This is a genomic window from Lactobacillus iners DSM 13335 (assembly GCF_000160875.1).
GTDB classification, from domain to species: domain Bacteria; phylum Bacillota; class Bacilli; order Lactobacillales; family Lactobacillaceae; genus Lactobacillus; species Lactobacillus iners.
On record NZ_GG700802.1, the window covers coordinates 81,617 to 99,987 of the forward strand.

Here is an 18,371-nt window from a genome sequence, read left to right on the forward strand (position 1 = left end):
GATATAAATGTTTAGTAAGAAGAAAAAAGCTGATGTTCAAGCAACTGCTAATAATTCAACGCCAGACTTACCACCTTCCGCTATAAAGGTTGTTGCTAGAGAAATAATTAAAGATAAAATTTCATTGTTAGCATTTTTGGTAATTGCGTTAATTTTTGCCACGACTTTTATTGGCTCATTTGCTTTTAGTGTATTACATGTTGATGTTACTGATACTAATATTGCGGATGCATTTTATTCTTGGGGTCAGATGGGACATATATTAGGTACTGATGATGGTGGTAGAGATATTTTAAACCTACTTATAGTAGGTGGTAGAAATTCCATCATGATTGGTTTATCAGTTACTTTTATTACAGAAGTAATTGGATTAGTAGTTGGTGTTATTTCAGGATATTATGGCGGTTTTATTGATGCTATAATTATGCGTATTATTGATTTTATTCAAATTTTGCCACAATTACCAATTATCATTGTTTTAGTTAGTGTAATTCCTAATTATAACTCAGTAATTTTAGTAGCATTGATTTCCCTTTTTGGTTGGACTGGAACTACTAGGTACTATAGAAGTTTTGTCTTATCTCAAAGTGGTCGTGAATATGTCCTTGCTTCTAAAACTTCAGGTTCAAGTGATTGGCAGATTATGTTTCGTGAAGTTTTGCCTAATATTAGCTCAATGATTATTATTGATGTTGTTTTGGGAGTAGCTGGTAATATTGGTATTGAAACTGCATTATCATTTATTGGATATGGATTGCCTAATTCTACACCATCTTTGGGTACTTTAATTGGATTTGCTCAGGATCCAGTTAATGTTACGACCCGATTATGGTTATGGATGCCTGCCACTGTGGTTTTATTAGCATTATCATTATCATTTAATTATGTTGGTCGAGCATTGCAAAGAGCAGGAGATGCACGTCAACGTGAAAATTAAGCAAAAGAAGGAAAATGTGTATTTTCCTTCTTTTTTTATGCTCAATTAAATTGAATATGGTGTTAATAATAAGTAATTTCATTTTATGGATAACTACTTAAAAAAGATGATTATAAGATAAGATTTTTAAATCGTACTGCAACAAAGTAAAAAAATAAAAAATATGATAAATTAATTTGTTCATAAAAGATTATATAACAAATAGTAAGTACTATTTGTGCCAATTAAGTATGATAAATTATGAAAAAGTTTAATGTGCAAATCAGATGCGAATCTCGTTAGTTGCTTAAAATTAGATACATGTATAGCAATATTTAAGTTAAATTGCTATAAGACAATTTAACAAAAATTAAATAAAATATAAAAAATTTACAAAAAAATATTGCAAGGTTAAGTAGTAGATGTTATCATCTAATTAATAACTACGAAAATATCTATTGGGGGTAAATAATTTATGAAAAAATTTAGATTATTAAGTAGCTTAGCACTGTTATCTGGTGTGGCTTTAACAATGACTGCGTGTGGCGGCAAGTCTGATAATGCCAATGTTTCTACTAAGGCATTTAAGAGTGCTGTTCCTAAGAAAGAAGTTAAAAAAGGTGGAACATTGCGTCGGGCATTAACTACCAATACACCATTTACTGGAGTCTTCTCAAATGAACTTGCAGATACTCAAGATGATTCTGATGTTATGAGTCCTGCAAATGAATCCTTGTTTGATTTTGATGACTCATATGGATATAATGACGAAGGTCCTGCAACCATTAAAATGGATGTAAAGAAAAAGACTGTTACAGTTAAAATTAAAAAGGGTGTTAAGTGGTCTGACGGTAAGCAAGTATGTGCTAAAGACTATGAATATGCTTATGAAATTATTGCAAACAAAGATACACAAACATCTAGATATACTGAATCTTTACAAGCTCTTAAGGGATTATCAGAATATCATGATGGTAAAGCTAAGACTATTTCAGGTATTGAAATGCCTGATGGTGAAAAAGGCTTGACAGTAGTTTTACATTATAAAGAAATGAAACCTGGTATGCGTCAATCAGGTAATGGATTTATATGGGAAAGTGCTGTACCATATCATTATTTAAAGGATGTTCCATTTAAGAAACTTAAGGAAAGTGATAAAATCAGAAAGAATCCTATTTTCTTTGGACCTTATAAGTTTAGTAAGATAGTACGTGGACAATCTGCTACATTTGTTAGAAATCCATATTACTGGCGTGGTAAGCCTAACTTTGACAAAGTTGTAATCCAAGTGCTTAACCCTAATAACTCTTCACAAGCTCTTAAGTCACACAAGTTTGACATCATTGGTGTTCGTAATTCTCAATGGAAAGAAGTAAAGAATACTAAGGGAGTAAACTTTGTAGGAAACGTTGGATTAGGTTATTCTTATGTTGGATTTAAAGTAGGTAAATGGAGTGCCAAGAAGGGTAAGAACATAATGAACCCTAAGGCTAAGATGAATAATAAAGCACTTCGTCAAGCCATTGCTTATGGTATGAATATTGCACCAGTTTATAAGAGATATACTAATGGATTAACTTTCCAAATTCCAACATTGATACCTAAGCAATTTGGTGCATTCTATAATGGATCAGTTAAGCCATATACTCAAGATTTCAAGAAGGCTAACAAGCTTTTGGATGATGCAGGATACAAGAAGAAAGGTAAATGGCGTGTACAACCTAATGGCAAGCCATTAGTAATTCACTTTGCCGCAATGTCTGGTTCTGCAATTCAGGAACCTATTATTCAAAACTACTTGAAACAATGGCATAAGCTTGGATTGAACGTTAAATTGGCTGGCGGTCGTTTAATGGAAATGAACTCATTCTATGACAAAGTTATGCACGATGATCCTAGTGTTGATATGTTTATGGCTGCATGGGGCTTATCTAGTGAACCTTCACCAAATGACTTGTATAATGAAAAAGCACCTTACAACTTCACAAGATTTGTAACTAAGAAGAACTCAGAGTTACTTAAAGCTATTGATTCTACTAAGGCATTCAATAAGAAATATCGTATAGCTAAATTCCATGAATGGCAAAAATACATGGCTGATGAATTATATGTATTACCAGTAGCTAACAATTGGTCTATTACTGCAGTCAACTCTAAGATTAGTGGATACGATGCAAGTCCTTCAGCTAGTTGTAAATTCTGGATGAATTGTGGATTTATTAAATAGTTTACCTAAAAATAAATTTGTTAATAAAAAGTTTGATTTCTATATAGTGATCAAACTTTTTTATTTGCTTTAGTGAACCTTTTATTTGCTTTAAAAAATAGGTATAATTAGTTAGTTATAGGAAGGAATAATTCATGGTTTCAGAATCTTTTAAAAATGAATTGCAAGAAAAATATCAAATAAAATTTAATAATGAACAACTTTTGGAGCAGGCACTGACACATTCATCTTATTCTAACGAACATCAAGGATGTAAAAATTATGAAAAATTAGAATTTTTGGGTGATGCAGTACTTGAATTAGCGATATCGGATTATTTATATAGACATTTTCCTAATATGAATGAGGGAGAATTAACAAGAATGCGTTCCAATATTGTACGTACGGAGGGTTTTTCACAATTTGCTACTGAGTGTGGTTTTTCTAGAGAAGTAAAATTAGGCAAGGGCGAAGAGAAATCTGGTTCACGTACTAGACATACTTTATTAGAAGATGTTTTTGAAGCATTTAATGGTGCTTTATTTTTAGATCAAGGCATGCCTGCAGTACAACACTTTTTACATTTAACTGTTTATCCTTTAATTGCCGAGGGTGATTTTGATTCATCTCGAGATTATAAAACTGAATTACAAGAAAAATTACAAGTTAATGGAGCAATTGATATTCAGTATAAAGTGATTGATTCAGATGAAGCACAGCCCCGATTTACGGTTCAGCTTATAGTAGCTGGTGAGAATATTTCGCAAGGTATTGGACGTAGTAAAAAAGCCGCTGAACAAGTTGCAGCTTCTGTTGCTTTGAAAAATATTTAGATTTGTAAGAAAAGGTGAAATTGTGCCATTAAAACAATTAGTCTTAAATGGTTTTAAATCATTTGCAGATAAAACAACGATTAATTTTAATAAGGGAATCACAGGGATAGTTGGCCCCAATGGTAGTGGTAAAAGCAATGTTACCGAAGCAATTAGATGGGTAATGGGAGAAAACTCTGCCAAAGCATTACGTGGTGAAAATATGCGTGATATTATTTTTGCTGGTAGTGAATTTAGAGGACCATTGAATAAAGCTGAAGTTTGTCTTATTTTTGACAATCACGATCGACAATTACATCTTGATTCTGATAAAGTAGCAATAATGCGTCGTATTTTGAGATCAGGTGATAGTGAATATTTTATTAATAATCAGTCAGTTCGTTTGAAAGATATCAGAACTTTATTTGTTGACTCTGGATTATCACAAAATAGTTTGGCCATTATTTCGCAAGGTAAAGTTGATCAAATTTTAAATTCTCAGGCAGAAGATAGAAGATATATTTTTGAAGAAGCAGCTGGTGTTTTGCATTTTAAGCAACAAAAATTAGTTGCTTTAAAAAAATTAGATGAAACTAATAACAATTTGATTAGAATTAATGATTTGGTTAAGGAGCTAAAAGCGAGAGTCGAGCCATTATCTGAAGAAAGTTCATTAGCTAAGCAATATAAATTTGAAAAGAAACAACTTGATCGAAAGTTGAAACAATTACTTGCATTAGAAATTGAATCACTGGTGTTAGAAAAAAAAGAAATAGGTAGCAAATTATCTGATAGTAAAACAAATTTAGATCGTATAGATGAAGAAGTAAGTAGATCTCAAAAGGATTTAGAAGCTAAAAAGAAAAAATCTAAATTATTACATGAACAAAAAGATGATCATCAGAGTGCTTTACTACATATTACACAGGAGATAGCTCAATTAAGTACTGAATTGCAAATACAAAAGCAAAGTTTTGAATATGATGCTGCGACTGCTAAAGAATTTGAGCAACAACACCAAGAATTAATTGTTAGAAAAAATAAATTACAGCAAATTGTAATTAGTCAGCAAAATGATTTAGCTCAAGTTACTAATAATGCTCAACAGTTAGCAGATTTTAAGAAAAAATTAGGCTCAAAATTAAATATAACTCCTAACGAATTGAATCGCAATTTGGAGCTGGTTCGATCTGACTATATTCAGACTTTGCAAGATCAGACTACTAACAATAATCAGCAGGTGTTTTTAAAAAATGAGATACAAAGATTAACTAGAGCTGAAGATAGTCAAGTAGTTTCATTGTCTGAGCAAGTTCAGCAAAGTTCAGTAAAATTACACCAATTATTACAAGATAAGAAAAATTTAATGCAGCAACATGAAGAATTAGCCGCTAAAAATAATCAGAAAACTAAAGAATATAACCTTATTTCCCAACATGGACAAAAACTTCAGGAGCAAATCAATCATCTTCAGAACATCTTATCGCAAAAGCAAGCACAAATTGACGGGTTAAAGAAATTACAACAACGTCATGATGGTTACTATACAGGAGTTAAATTTATTTTAAATAATATGAATAAATTTGCTGGTGCAGTAGGTGTAGTAGGTGATTTGCTTAACTTTTCTCCTAAATTGGAAGCTGCATTGATTACGTCTTTGGGTTCAGGAGTACAAAGTGTAGTTACTATTGATAAAAATAGTGCTAAAGATGCTGTTGAATTATTAAAAAAATATCGTGCTGGTAGAGTAACTTTTTTACCTTTAGGTGGGTTGCGAAAAAATAAGATTCCTGATTCAACACTCAGAGTTATTAAATCGATGGATAAAGTTTTGGGTGTTGCAGAAGAACTGGTTACACCAACAATTGATAAGGATATTAGTGAAGTTATAAATTATTTACTAGGTAATGTTATTATTGTCGAAGATATGCAGACAGCATTGCAAGTGCAATCAAAAACTGGGGGATATTATCGAATTGTTACTTTAGATGGCGATATCATTAGCCCGGGTGGTAGTATTACGGGTGGTATACGCAATCAACGTACGAATTCTCCGTTGCAAATTAATTTACAAATTGCAGAATTGGAAGATAAAGTTGGTGTCGATTTGCAAAAGATGAAGTCTTTACGACAAGAATTAAGCCAATTGAATGATAAGATTCATCAGTTTGATATAACTATTCAAAAATATCAACGCCAATTATTGACACTTGAGAGTGAATTTAATAAGAGTAATTTAGACTATCAAGGGCAAAAAAAGGAAAATGATAGATTAAATCAGTTACTTTTGTTACAAACAAATGCTCAAAAGCAGAAACAAAGTGATATCGAAAAAATCAAAGGCCAGCTGGTTGAACAAGAAACATTGCAAAAAGTTATAGCAGACAAGCTTGTTAGTCAGAAGTCAAAAATGGAATCATTAAAGCGTGAGATAACGCAATTTGATAATGATCGCCAACATTTACAGGCTGAATTAGCTGACAATAGTTCTAAATTAGCTGTTGCTAACAACAAATGTGCTAACTTACAAGAACAGATTAAACAGAATCAGGAACAAGCATTGCTAGTTGAAAAGCAATTGCAATCTTTAGCAATTAAAATGCATGATTTAGATGCTAAAAAAAATAATACGCAAAATGAAGAAACTTTGAACCAAAAGATTGCGATGAAAAAGTCCAGTCAAGAAAAATTAACTGCTGATTTAACTGAATTAAATACACAATTAGGTAAGATAGATGCTGAATTAAATCAGTTAGAGTCGCGGGCTTCTAGAGATTATGAATTAAGAAAAAATCTTGCTGATAATCACAAAAAATTATCTATTGATATTACCAAACTTTCTGATAGTATCAGACATAAATTAGATATTTTATCTCAGGATTATGATATTAGTTATGAAGCTGCTTTAGATATGGTTGAAGGTGAACATAACTTGCAAAAGCAGCAAGATTTAGCAAAAGATGTAAAATTGCACAAAATGTCTATTGCTGAAATAGGTCCTGTTAATTTAAATGCTATTGATGAGTATCAGGAAGTAAAAACAAGGTATGATTTTTTATCTGAGCAACAAAATGATTTGTTATCTGCACGTAAAAATATCGAAGTTTCTATGTCTAAACTTGATAATGAAGTGAAAAAACGATTTGAAGATACTTTCTTAAAAATAGCTCAAAAATTTAAAACTATATTTCCTATTATGTTTGGTGGCGGACATGCTCAGTTGATGATGGTTGATCCTAAAAATATATTAGAAACTGGAATCGAGATTGTGGCACAACCACCTGGCAAGAAATTACAAAGTTTGAGTTTATTATCTGGTGGAGAAAGAGCTTTAACAGCGATAACTTTATTATTTGCGATGTTAGAAGTGAGTCCTGTTCCTTTTTGTATTCTAGATGAAGTTGAAGCGGCTTTGGATGAAGCCAATGTAGTTCGTTTTGCAGATTTTTTAAATAAATATGAATTACAAACACAATTCATTGTCATTACTCATCGAAGAGGTACGATGAAAAAAGTTAATAATTTATATGGTGTAGTCATGCAAGAATCAGGTGTTTCTCAAGTTTTATCAGTGTCATTAACTGATGATCAAAATAGGTGAGGTAGTAATGGGATTATTTAATAAGTTAAAAGAAAAATTATTGGGTAAAACAGAAGAAAATAAAGATTCAGAAATTACAAAAAAAGACAATGATATTCAAGCTACATATGATCGTGGCTTGAAAAAGACTAGTAATTCTTTAGGTGAAAAACTGAATTCATTTTTAGCACAGTTTAGAACAATTGATGAAGATTTTTTTGATGATTTGGAAGATTTATTAATTGAAGCAGATGTGGGCTATGAGACAGCAGAACTGCTGACTGATGAATTACGAAATGAGGCTAAGCTTAAAAATGTTAAAGATAGCAAATTGTTAAAAAATGTTATTGTTGAAAAATTAGTCGAATTATATGAACAAAATAATACTAAAGATAGTAAGCTAATCCTTAAAACTGGAGATATGCCTGCTGTGTTCTTATTTGTTGGCGTAAATGGAGCAGGTAAGACAACAACCATTGGTAAATTAGCTAAAAAATTAAAAGATGCAGGTAATTCTGTGATGTTAGTAGCAGCAGATACTTTTAGAGCGGGTGCTGTAGAGCAATTAAAAGCATGGGGTCAGCGTGTAGATGTGCAGGTGATTAGTGGCAATACTAATGCTGATCCTTCATCAGTGGTTTATGAGGGGTTAGAATGTGCTGTTAACAATCATATAGATTATTTATTGGTTGATACTGCTGGTAGGTTGCAAAACAAGGTTAATTTGATGAATGAATTAGACAAGATAAATCGTACAATACATCGCAAAATACCTGATCAACCGCAAGAAATATTATTGGTTATTGATGGTTCTACTGGACAAAATGCTTTAAATCAAGCAAAGGAATTTGATAAGACAACAAAATTAACCGGATTAGTGTTGACTAAATTAGATGGTTCTTCAAAAGGTGGAATCGTTTTAGCAATTAGAAATGAAATGTCATTACCTGTAAAATTAGTTGGCTTAGGAGAAAAAGCAGAAGATCTAGCAGAGTTTGATGCAGAAAAATTTGCGATTGGGTTATTCCATGAGTTGATTTAGAGTTGCTTTGAGGAGGAAATATTTAGATGAAAAAATTAAGTGCTTGTACAACAATATTAGTGGGTAAAAAAGCTACGATAGATGGGTCCACAATGATTGCTCGTAATGACGATACATATAGTCCAATTACACCACAAAAATTTATTATTCAGAAAGCAGAAAAAAATAATAAAGGACGCATTATTAAATCTTATTTAAATAATTTTCAGATGGAATTACCAGAAAATGCTCAACGTGTGCCAGCTGTACCTAATGTTGATTATAAAAAATTAGGTTACTATGATGAAAGCGGAATTAATGAATGCAATGTGGCAATGTCTTGTACTGAGTCAACTTATGGTAATGAAAGAACTTTAGCTTTTGATCCATTAGTAGTAGATGGGTTAGATGAAGATTGTATGCAAACAGTTGTTTTACCTTATATTAAGTCAGCTCGTAATGGAGTTGAATATTTAGGTGAATTGATTACTAAGTATGGAAGTGCTGCAGGTAATTCTGTTTTATTTGGTGATAAAGATGAAGTATGGTATATGGAAATTGTAACGGGTCATCATTGGGTGGCTCAAAGAATTCCTGATGATTGTTATGCTATTGCTGCTAATAGAGTATCTATTGAAAATGTTGATTTTACAAATGCAGATTATTTTATGTGGAGTGATGGAATTAGGGAATTTGTTGATGCACATCATTTGAATCCAGATCATCATGGATGGAATTTCCGCCATATATTTGGTACGTACACTGAGCAAGACAGACATTATAATACTAGTCGTGTATGGTATGGGCAAAAATATTTTAATCCAGATATTGAGCAGGATCCTCAAGATGGTGATCTGCCTTTCATCAGAAAAGCTAACAAATTAATTACACAAGAAGATATTGAATTTGTCTTGGGATCTCACTATCAAAATACTCCATATGATCCATTTGGTCATGGAACTGATGAAGAAAAACATATGTATCGTCCAATTGGATTAAATAGAACGCAAAATGCACATATTTTGCAAATTAGAAATGATGTTGATGCTGATAAAGCAGGCATTATGTGGTTATGTATAGGTGGACCTACTTTTACACCATTTATTCCATTTTTTGCTAATATGAGTGACACTGATGCATCATTTAATAATACTAGTTTAACTTATAATCAAAATGATGCTTGGTGGTACTATAAATCATTAGCCAGTTTAGTGGAGAGCCATTATCCACAATTTGTGCAACTTAATATTAAATATTTAGAAGAACTTAATCGTTATTACCGTGGCAGAATAGAAGAAATTATTGCTAATAGTGAAGGTCTTGCAGGTACTAAGTTAACTGAATATTTAACATCGGAAAATCAAAAAACTGTCAAGCATACTAAGAAGTTATCTGATGAGCTTTTTGGCAAAATGTTTATAGAGTCTATTAAGATGTCTAAATTAACATTTAGTATGGATAAAAATTTATAATATAAAATATTTATAGTTATTTGGCATACAATTGGTTATTTAATATAATATACTAATAAATATATTGATATTTGTTAAAATGATATTTAAATTGGAATAAGGGTGATGGCAATGACAATAACACCAATGGAAATTCATGATAAAGTATTTCCAATAGTTAAAAGTGGGTATAGTGCGGAAGCTGTTGATGAATTTCTTGATCAGATTATTGATGATTATGCAGATGTACTTGATCGCAATGTTGATTTAAAGAACGAAAATTATAAACTTAAGAAACAAATAAGGGATGCATCTTCTGACAATACGCAAATACGTCAGCACATGGTAGAAGTTCAAGAACAAGCAAGACAAATTGTAAATCAAGCACGTGTTACGGCTCACCAAATAATTGATGATGCTAAGGACAAATCTGATAGCATGTTAGCTGATACACAAAAGCAACTTGTTCAACAACAAAATATGTTAGAACAATATAATACATTGATGAATGATTATGAATTGCTTAAAACTGAGGTTGCAAATTTTATTCATGATACCAAAGCTAAATTAAATGAACAAGTCAAAGAATTAGATGATAAGGATTGGCAGATATATTTAGATAAGCATTATGGTAGGACTCGTTTGTATCCTGCTGATGGTTCACAGCCAATTAAAACTGATGATTCAGATAATCTTATTGACGAGGAAGGTTTAATTAAACCAGAAGATATAGATAAATATCAAGAATATATACCTGCAGAAAACTTTGATGAAGATATTGACAACAATACGGATACTGAAGTAAACTCTGATAATGAGAAAGAAGATACTCATAAGATTTTAGAAGGCGATAATCCTACTGTCGTGGAAACAGTAGAAGATGAAAATAGTAATTCTGATTCACTTTCCAGACCTAAGATTATCTTCCCTGATGATTATAAAGATCATAATTAAAGTAAATCGACAGTAAAACAAGTAGATGAAACAGCGAGCTATTAGATGGTGAGAGATTAGCAATATCGAAAATGTTGATCAGCTGCCAATTGATTTACCGTAATCTATACGTTACATGAAATATGAGTGGAACATTTTTATGTTCAAGTTAGGTGGTACCACGAAAAACTTCGTCCTATTTTGGGCGAAGTTTTTTGTTTAGAAAGGAAAAATATGAAAATAAAAGATACACTTAATTTAGGTAATACTAAATTTAAAATGCGTGGAAATCTTCCAGTTCGTGAAGCTGAATGGCAAAAGCAATGGGAGGATAACAATTTATATGAACAAAGACTTAAATTAAATGAAGGACATCCTCGTTTTGATATGCATGATGGACCTCCTTTTGCTAATGGTAATATTCATATGGGGCATGCATTAAATAAAATATCTAAAGATATTATTGTTAGATATAAAAATATGCGTGGCTTTTATGCTCCATTTGTTCCTGGATGGGATACTCATGGATTACCTATTGAACAGCAATTAGCTAAAAAAGGTGTTAAGCGTAAAGAATTAAATATGGCTGAATATCGTCAGATGTGCCATGATTATGCTTTGAGTCAAATTGAAAAGCAACGTCAAGATTTTAAGCGACTAGGTGTAATGGCTGATTGGAATCATCCATATATTACTTTTCAACCCCAATTTGAAGCTCAAGAAATTAGAGTATTTGGCGAAATGTACAATAAAGGTTATATCTATAAGGGTAAAAAACCTGTATATTGGTCATGGTCTTCTGAGTCAACTTTAGCAGAAGCAGAAGTTGAATATAAAGATGTTGAAGCAAATTCGATTTTCGTTGCTTTTAAGTTGATTGATGGTAAGGATCTTTTGGACACTGATAATACTTATTTGATTATCTGGACTACTACACCATGGACAATTCCTGCCAATGAGGCTATTTGTGTCAATCCTAAGTTTGATTATTCATTAGTTCAAGTTAATGACAAGAAGTTCGTTGTAGCTACTGGCTTGTTAGAAAAAGTTGCTCAAGAAATTGGCTGGGATGAATATCATGTGGTTAAAAGCTTTAAGGGCTCAGAGATGGAGTATATGAAAGCTAAACACCCTATATATGATAAAGAGAGTTTAGTTATTGAAGGATTCCATGTTACTTTAGATGATGGTACTGGCTTGGTTCATACCGCACCGGGATTTGGTGCAGATGACTTTAATGTAGGATTAAAATATAACCTACCAATTTTTAGTCCAGTAGATGGTCAAGGAAATTATACTGATGAAGTGCCTGAATTGGCTGGAATGTTTTATCAAGATGTTGATAAATTAATGCTTGAAAAGCTTAAAGCGTGCGGTGCATTACTTAAGTTAAAAGTCTTTACTCACTCTTATCCACATGATTGGCGTACTAAAAAACCTGTTATTTTTAGAGCTACGACACAATGGTTTGCATCTATTGAACCATTCCGTCAACAAATTCTTGATGAAATTGATAAAGTCAATTTTTTGCCAGATTGGGGAAAAATCCGTCTTTACAACATGATTAAAGATAGAGGAGATTGGGTCATTTCACGTCAACGTGCATGGGGAGTCCCATTACCAATCTTTTATGCAGAAGATGGAACACCGATTGTCACTCCGGAAACAATTGAACATATTGCCAAGATTTTTGAAAAAGAGGGCTCTATGGCATGGTTCACTAAAACAGCTAAAGAATTGTTGCCTGATGGATTTACTTCATCTCATTCACCTAATGGTGAATTTACGAAAGAAAAAGATATATTAGATGTATGGTTTGATTCTGGTTCGTCTCATACAGCAGTTATGGCACAAAGACCAGAATTGAGTTATCCTGCTGATTTATATCTTGAAGGTAGTGATCAATATCGTGGTTGGTTTAATTCTAGTTTAATTACCTCTGTTGCTATTTCAGGCCAAGCACCATATCGTCAAATTTTGTCTCAAGGTTTTGTTTTAGATGATAAAGGTCATAAAATGTCTAAATCATTGGGAAATGTTATTGCACCAAATGATGTAATTAAACAAATGGGAGCTGAAATCATTCGCTTATGGGTAGCTGGTGCGGATACAACTTCCGATGTTGCTGTTTCTCAAGATATTTTGAAACAGGCAGCTGAGAGTTATCGTAAAGTTAGAAATACTATGCGATTTATGTTGGCTAATACTTCTGATTTTGATCCAAAAAAGAATACAGTGCCTTATGATGAAATGTCTGGTGTTGATCAATATATGGAAGTTAAACTTAATAAGTTGTTAGCTGAATGTTTAGAGGCATATGATCATTATGATTTTACTTCTGTATATAAGAATGTATTTAGCTTCTTGTCTAATGATCTGTCATCCTTCTATTTAGATTTTGCTAAAGATGTTTTATATATTGAATCTGAAGATGGTCAAGCTCGCCGTTCGATGCAAACTGTCATATATGATTTCTTAGTTAAATTGGCAAAATTGTTGACGCCTATTTTGCCACATACAATGGAAGAAATTTGGAGTTATTTAAAAGAACCAGAAAAATTTGTACAATTGACAAATATGCCTGAAGTACAACATTTCGCTAATGAAAATGTGATTTTAAGCAACTGGAAGAGATTTATGACATTAAGATCTGATGTTTTAAAGGCTCTAGAAGATGCTAGAAATAAAAAGGTAATTGGTAAATCTTTTGAAGCACATGTTATCTTATATCCGAAAGCAGATACTGCTGAATTATTAGAATCTTTAAATGCAGATGTTCGTCAAATATTGATAGTATCTGATTTAACTATCGAAAATGAGACGAAAATGCCACAGAATGTAGAAGAGTTTGCTACTGCTGGTATAGTTGTTGAACATGCACAAGGTGATGTTTGCCCAAGATGTCGTCGTACAACTAATGATTTTTGTAAGAATGGTAGCTTATCTAATTTATGTTCTAGATGTGCAGATATTGTTTTGAAAAATTATCCTCAAGTGTCAGAGGAAGGACTTGAAGAGTAATGAGGACAGGCATAGTTAAGCAATTTGATAGTCGGTCTCCTTATGGATTTATTGAAGATGATTTGACAGGAGCTTCATATTTTGTTTTTTATAAATCAATTAAAGAAAGTGGCTATAAAAGATTAGAAGTTGGACAGCGTGTACGTTATCAACTTGCACAGGGTAAAAAAGGTTTGCAATGTATTAACGTTTATGTTGAAAACAATGAGAGAGGATAATTAAGATGGATATAAGAGAAGAAGAAATTTCTAGAAAACGTATTTTTTCTGGAAAATTGATCGATCTGGATGTCGAAACCATTAGTTTGCCTAATGGCAAGACCGCTCTGCGTGAGATAGTTAATCATCCTGATGCTAGTGCAACAATTGCTATAAATAATCAAAATAAAATGCTGTTGGTAAGGCAATGGCGTGAAGCTATTAAGCAAGAAACTTTAGAGATACCTGCGGGATTAATTGATGATACGGATGCTTCACCATTGGATGCAATGAAACGTGAATTAAATGAAGAAGGTGGATATCGGGCAGAATATTGGGAAAAGATTTCTGAATTTTATTCATCATGCGGTTTTTGTAATGAAAAATTGTACTTATTTTATTGTGATACTTTGACTAAAGTAGAAAATAAGCGTCCATTGGATGATGATGAATTCCTCACTCAAGTCTGGTATAGTTTAGATGAGTTGAAACAATTGCTTGCACAAGGTATGATCGTTGATTCAAAGACTGTAATGGCTATTAATTTATGGGAAAATATGGTATTAACGGGTAATCGTAAGAATGACTGAAAAAAGGTCTGAGTATATTAAAGAAAAAAGAAAAAAAGCTCTTTTTGGTTTCTTTAAGAAAAAAGGTCGCCATGCAGCTGATAATTCTGATTTAAAAGATAATATATCAAATGATGAAGTAATAGACCGTCCAAAATTAACCAAAGAGGAAAAAAGCAAACGATTAAAACGCTTTTTAAATCGAGCAATAATTATTGAATTGATTTTATTAGCTTTGGTATTATTATACTTATTGAAGTTTTAGGGGATTTAATAGTGAAGATTGCAATCATAGTTCCAATGGCTGAAGAGGCAGAGTATTATCATACTAATTTTCAATTTAATGAAATTAAAAAGTATGGTATAACCGAATACAGTCATGGTTTTATAGGTAATAATGAGGTTTTTATAGGTCTTTCTGGAATAGGTAAGGTAAATGCCGCCATGAATATTACCTCATTATTAGTTAATGAAAAAATTGACCTAATATTTATCACTGGTTCAGCAGGTGCGTTGCAAACTAATATTCATCAGTATGATCTTGTTTGTCCTGATGCATTTCGTTATTTTGATGCACATAATACTATGGCGGGAGATTATGTAGAAGGGCAGATACCCCAAGAACCTGCTGAATATGACTTAAATAGTATGTTACGTGATGATTTTATTAAGTATTTACAGGCAAAAAAAATAAGATATTTTTCAGGATTAGCTGTTACTGGTGATAGTTTTATTGCAACATTTGAAACTAAGAATGCTATTTTGAAAAACTTCCCGGATGCACTTTGCGTGGAGATGGAAGGGGCTGCTTTTGCTCAAGTTGCATCTAAATTTGGCGTACCGCTAGTTGCACTGCGAGCTATTTCAGATAATGCTGCCAATGAAGCTGCTGTTGATTTTGATATCTTTGTCAAAAATGTTGCTAAAAAAGCTGCAAGTATTATTTGCGATTATTTGAAAAATTAATTTATAAAGGGTTAGATTGGTTTGAAAAAGAATATATATTTAGATAATGCAGCTACTACACCGGTTTCGCCATCTGTAGCTGCCAGAATTAACGACGAAATGCTTGATGATTTTGGAAATGCATCAAGTCAGCATTATTTTGGACGTAAAGCTCGTGCAGCTGTAGAAGTCGCTAGAAACATTATTGCTGATTCCATCAACGCAAAAGCAAATGAGATTGTATTTACTTCAGGTGGTACAGAAAGTAATAATACTGCGATTTATGGTACAGCTAAATTACGTAGTCATTTAGGTAAAAAAATTATTACTACTAAAGTGGAACATCCATCAGTGTTAAATCCAATGAAAGATTTGGAATCGCAAGGTTACAATATAGTTTATTTGGATGTTGATCAAACGGGTCATATTTCTTTAGAGCAGTTAAAAGATGAGTTAACGGATGATACTATTCTGGTATCCATCATGTCAGTTAATAATGAAGTAGGTTCTATTATGCCAATTGAAGAAATTGGTCAGTTGGTCAAAGGTACTAATGCTTTATTTCATGTTGATGATGTTCAAGGATTTGGTAATATAGATATTGATGTTCAAAAGTCAAATATTGATTTAATGTCGACGTCAGCTCATAAAATAAATGGTCCTAAATTTTTGGGATTTTTATATGAAAAAGAAGGAATAAATTTGCCACCATTATTATTAGGTGGTGAGCAAGAATTAAAGCGTCGACCTGGTACAGAAAATGTTCCTGCTATTTCTGGTTTTGGTGTTGCAGTTAAAGAATCAAATATTGATAAAAAAGAACAACAAAAGAAATATCAAAATTTACAGAATATTATTATTAATAAATTGAAACATGATCATGTTGATTTTGAAGTTAATGGTAGTATCTCTGGATCTGTTTCACATCATGTTTTAAATTTATGGCTGAAAGGAATAGATACAGCCTTGGCTATTACCAATTTAGATTTAGCCGGTTTTGCTGTTTCTGGAGGATCTGCTTGTACAGCAGGATCTTTACATCCATCGCATGTTTTAGCTGCAATGTATGGTGAATCATCTCCACGTTTAAGAGAGTCGATTAGAGTATCTTTTAGTAGATTTACTAGTGAGGACGATGTAACTTCTTTTGCAGCAGAATTAGCTGATATGTGCAAAAGGTTAGTATAGTTAGCTTAATTTTGATGAGCAATCAAGCACTAATATAGCTTGGTTGCTTTTTGATACTATGGGATATATATTTAGAATTAATAGTCAAATTTATTAGTTATGGAGTGATGACCTATCGGAAAAATAAGAATACATAATATTGTGGTTTATACACATAATGGAGTTTTTGCAGAAGAAAAAATTTTGGGTCAAAGGTTAGAAATTGATTGTGAAATATCTTATCCGATTGAACAAAAAGTAATTCATGATAGCTTATCTGAAACAATAAGTTACGTTGATATTTATGAATTAATAGTAAAATATGCACAAGAGCAAAGTTTTAATTTAATTGAAACTTTAGCAAATAAATTGGCAGATAAGATTTTATCTGAATATAGCATGATAATTTCTGTTCAATTGAAAGTAAGAAAATACGGTGTTCCTATGGCTGGAGCTTTTGATGATATAGAAATAGAGGTTTTTAAAAAGCAAAAATGAAGTCAAAAGCATATTTGAGTGTGGGAAGTAATATTGGTGATAGACTTAATAATATAGTCCAAGCCGTCAATTTATTGCGAAGTAATAAACATATCTATAATGTAACAGTATCTTCAGTATATGAAACCGAACCGGTAGGCAATGTTGAACAGCAGAATTTTTATAATATAGGTATTAAGATAGAGACAGATTTAGATCCTTTTTTACTATTAGAAGCATTACATGATATAGAGCAAAAATTACATCGAAAGAGATTGGTTCGTTGGGGACCTAGGACTATTGATTTAGATATTATTGATTATGAAAATTATCAAATTAAAACTGATATTTTGACGTTGCCCCACAAAGAAAGAGATAATAGGAAGTTTGTATTAGAACCATTGTTAGAGATTAGCAAAGATGATCCAGCATATCATAACCTATTACAAGAAAAGATTAAGTGTACTAAAGATACGAATTGGATCAAAGTAGTACAGCAAAGTGAGGTATTTAATGAATCAACAAAAAATTGAACATGCAGTTAGAGAATTATTAGTGGCAGTAGGTGAAGATCCTGATCGCAGTGGATTAGTAGAAACACCTAAACGAGTAGCTAAGATGTATCAAGAAATCTTTTCGTCACTCAATCATCGACCAGAAGACTTTGCAAATTATAAAAAATTTCATGTAGATAGTAATCCAGAAATGGTATCTATTAATCATATACCTATCTATTCTATGTGCGAGCATCATTTATTACCATTTTTTGGATATGCTGATATCGCATATATTCCTAACAATAATATGGTCTTAGGATTAAGTAAAATTCCGCGGCTAGTTGAATTTGTTAGCAAAAAGCCAACGATGCAAGAAAAGATTACTACTGATATTGTTAAACAATTAGCCAAATTCATTGATCCTAAAGGAATAGCAGTTGCTATTAAAGCACGGCATTTATGTATGGAAATGCGAGGTATTAATAAATATGGCCAATATACTTACACTTCAGACTATGCTGGCTTATTTAATGAAGATGATAGGTTAAAGCAAGAATTTTTAAATCAGCGAGGATAAAA

Annotated in this window: 16 protein-coding genes; all 16 read left to right on the forward strand. The window is 32.1% G+C overall.

The features are described 5' to 3' along the window. Positions 1-7: 7 nt before the first annotated feature. The 16 genes from HMPREF0520_RS01235 to folE all read left to right on the forward strand — a co-directional run bounded on the left by HMPREF0520_RS01235 (position 8) and on the right by folE (position 18,369). Positions 8-937 carry an ABC transporter permease gene (locus HMPREF0520_RS01235; protein WP_006729085.1) on the forward strand — a complete coding sequence of 310 codons (930 nt, stop codon included), beginning with the start codon at positions 8-10 and terminating at the stop codon, positions 935-937. Between the two features lie 454 nt (positions 938-1,391). After that, on the forward strand, positions 1,392-3,143 hold the full coding sequence (locus HMPREF0520_RS01240) for an oligopeptide ABC transporter substrate-binding protein (RefSeq protein ID WP_006729086.1): 1,752 nt from the start codon (positions 1,392-1,394) through the stop codon (positions 3,141-3,143). Positions 3,144-3,277: 134 nt separating this feature from the next. Next, positions 3,278-3,955, forward strand: a complete 678-nt coding sequence (gene rnc / locus HMPREF0520_RS01245) for a ribonuclease III (RefSeq protein WP_006729087.1) — start codon at positions 3,278-3,280, stop codon at positions 3,953-3,955. Between the two features lie 22 nt (positions 3,956-3,977). Beyond that, positions 3,978-7,535: a chromosome segregation protein SMC gene (smc, locus tag HMPREF0520_RS01250; protein ID WP_006729088.1), complete on the forward strand. Its 3,558-nt coding sequence runs from the start codon at positions 3,978-3,980 to the stop codon at positions 7,533-7,535. A gap of 7 nt (positions 7,536-7,542) precedes the next feature. Continuing rightward, positions 7,543-8,556 carry a signal recognition particle-docking protein FtsY gene (gene ftsY / locus HMPREF0520_RS01255; RefSeq protein ID WP_006736674.1) on the forward strand — a complete coding sequence of 338 codons (1,014 nt, stop codon included), beginning with the start codon at positions 7,543-7,545 and terminating at the stop codon, positions 8,554-8,556. A 26-nt stretch (positions 8,557-8,582) separates the two neighbouring features. Next, complete coding sequence (locus HMPREF0520_RS01260) at positions 8,583-10,007, forward strand: C69 family dipeptidase (protein WP_006729090.1); 1,425 nt, start codon at positions 8,583-8,585, stop codon at positions 10,005-10,007. 105 nt (positions 10,008-10,112) lie between these two features. Continuing rightward, positions 10,113-10,940, forward strand: coding sequence for a DivIVA domain-containing protein (locus HMPREF0520_RS01265; RefSeq protein ID WP_006729091.1), 828 nt, complete (start codon positions 10,113-10,115; stop codon positions 10,938-10,940). Positions 10,941-11,153: 213 nt separating this feature from the next. Next, positions 11,154-13,940, forward strand: coding sequence for an isoleucine--tRNA ligase (gene ileS, locus HMPREF0520_RS01270; protein ID WP_006732461.1), 2,787 nt, complete (start codon positions 11,154-11,156; stop codon positions 13,938-13,940). Continuing rightward, complete coding sequence (locus HMPREF0520_RS01275) at positions 13,940-14,158, forward strand: cold-shock protein (protein ID WP_006729092.1); 219 nt, start codon at positions 13,940-13,942, stop codon at positions 14,156-14,158. Before ileS ends, HMPREF0520_RS01275 begins: the two co-directional genes overlap by 1 nt. Positions 14,159-14,163: 5 nt before the next feature. After that, a complete protein-coding gene (locus tag HMPREF0520_RS01280; protein WP_006729093.1) occupies positions 14,164-14,727 on the forward strand; it encodes an NUDIX hydrolase in 564 nt (187 codons plus the stop codon). Continuing rightward, positions 14,720-14,971, forward strand: a complete 252-nt coding sequence (locus HMPREF0520_RS01285; protein WP_006729094.1) for a hypothetical protein — start codon at positions 14,720-14,722, stop codon at positions 14,969-14,971. The genes HMPREF0520_RS01280 and HMPREF0520_RS01285 overlap by 8 nt, the downstream gene beginning before the upstream one ends. An 11-nt stretch (positions 14,972-14,982) precedes the next feature. Next, complete coding sequence (locus tag HMPREF0520_RS01290; RefSeq protein WP_006729095.1) at positions 14,983-15,672, forward strand: 5'-methylthioadenosine/adenosylhomocysteine nucleosidase; 690 nt, start codon at positions 14,983-14,985, stop codon at positions 15,670-15,672. A gap of 21 nt (positions 15,673-15,693) precedes the next feature. Continuing rightward, entirely contained in the window at positions 15,694-16,839 is a 1,146-nt protein-coding gene (locus HMPREF0520_RS01295; RefSeq protein ID WP_006729096.1) for a cysteine desulfurase family protein, read from the forward strand. Positions 16,840-16,968: 129 nt separating this feature from the next. Next, positions 16,969-17,316, forward strand: a complete 348-nt coding sequence (gene folB, locus HMPREF0520_RS01300; RefSeq protein ID WP_080542447.1) for a dihydroneopterin aldolase — start codon at positions 16,969-16,971, stop codon at positions 17,314-17,316. Continuing rightward, entirely contained in the window at positions 17,313-17,828 is a 516-nt protein-coding gene (gene folK / locus HMPREF0520_RS01305; RefSeq protein WP_006729098.1) for a 2-amino-4-hydroxy-6-hydroxymethyldihydropteridine diphosphokinase, read from the forward strand. The genes folB and folK overlap by 4 nt, the downstream gene beginning before the upstream one ends. Further along, positions 17,809-18,369: a GTP cyclohydrolase I FolE gene (folE, locus tag HMPREF0520_RS01310; RefSeq protein WP_006729099.1), complete on the forward strand. Its 561-nt coding sequence runs from the start codon at positions 17,809-17,811 to the stop codon at positions 18,367-18,369. Before folK ends, folE begins: the two co-directional genes overlap by 20 nt. The last annotated feature ends 2 nt before the right edge of the window (positions 18,370-18,371 follow it).

Excerpts from the sequence above, each read along its gene's own strand:
- HMPREF0520_RS01235 (WP_006729085.1), top strand. The coding sequence starts at position 8 with ATGTTTAGTAAGAAGAAAAAAGCTGATGTTCAAGCAACTGCTAATAAT.
- HMPREF0520_RS01240 (WP_006729086.1), top strand. The coding sequence starts at position 1,392 with ATGAAAAAATTTAGATTATTAAGTAGCTTAGCACTGTTATCTGGTGTG.
- rnc (WP_006729087.1), top strand. The coding sequence starts at position 3,278 with ATGGTTTCAGAATCTTTTAAAAATGAATTGCAAGAAAAATATCAAATA.
- ftsY (WP_006736674.1), top strand. The coding sequence starts at position 7,543 with ATGGGATTATTTAATAAGTTAAAAGAAAAATTATTGGGTAAAACAGAA.
- HMPREF0520_RS01260 (WP_006729090.1), top strand. The coding sequence starts at position 8,583 with ATGAAAAAATTAAGTGCTTGTACAACAATATTAGTGGGTAAAAAAGCT.
- HMPREF0520_RS01265 (WP_006729091.1), top strand. The coding sequence starts at position 10,113 with ATGGCAATGACAATAACACCAATGGAAATTCATGATAAAGTATTTCCA.
- ileS (WP_006732461.1), top strand. The coding sequence starts at position 11,154 with ATGAAAATAAAAGATACACTTAATTTAGGTAATACTAAATTTAAAATG.
- HMPREF0520_RS01275 (WP_006729092.1), top strand. The coding sequence starts at position 13,940 with ATGAGGACAGGCATAGTTAAGCAATTTGATAGTCGGTCTCCTTATGGA.
- HMPREF0520_RS01280 (WP_006729093.1), top strand. The coding sequence starts at position 14,164 with ATGGATATAAGAGAAGAAGAAATTTCTAGAAAACGTATTTTTTCTGGA.
- HMPREF0520_RS01285 (WP_006729094.1), top strand. The coding sequence starts at position 14,720 with ATGACTGAAAAAAGGTCTGAGTATATTAAAGAAAAAAGAAAAAAAGCT.
- folK (WP_006729098.1), top strand. The coding sequence starts at position 17,313 with ATGAAGTCAAAAGCATATTTGAGTGTGGGAAGTAATATTGGTGATAGA.
- folE (WP_006729099.1), top strand. The coding sequence starts at position 17,809 with ATGAATCAACAAAAAATTGAACATGCAGTTAGAGAATTATTAGTGGCA.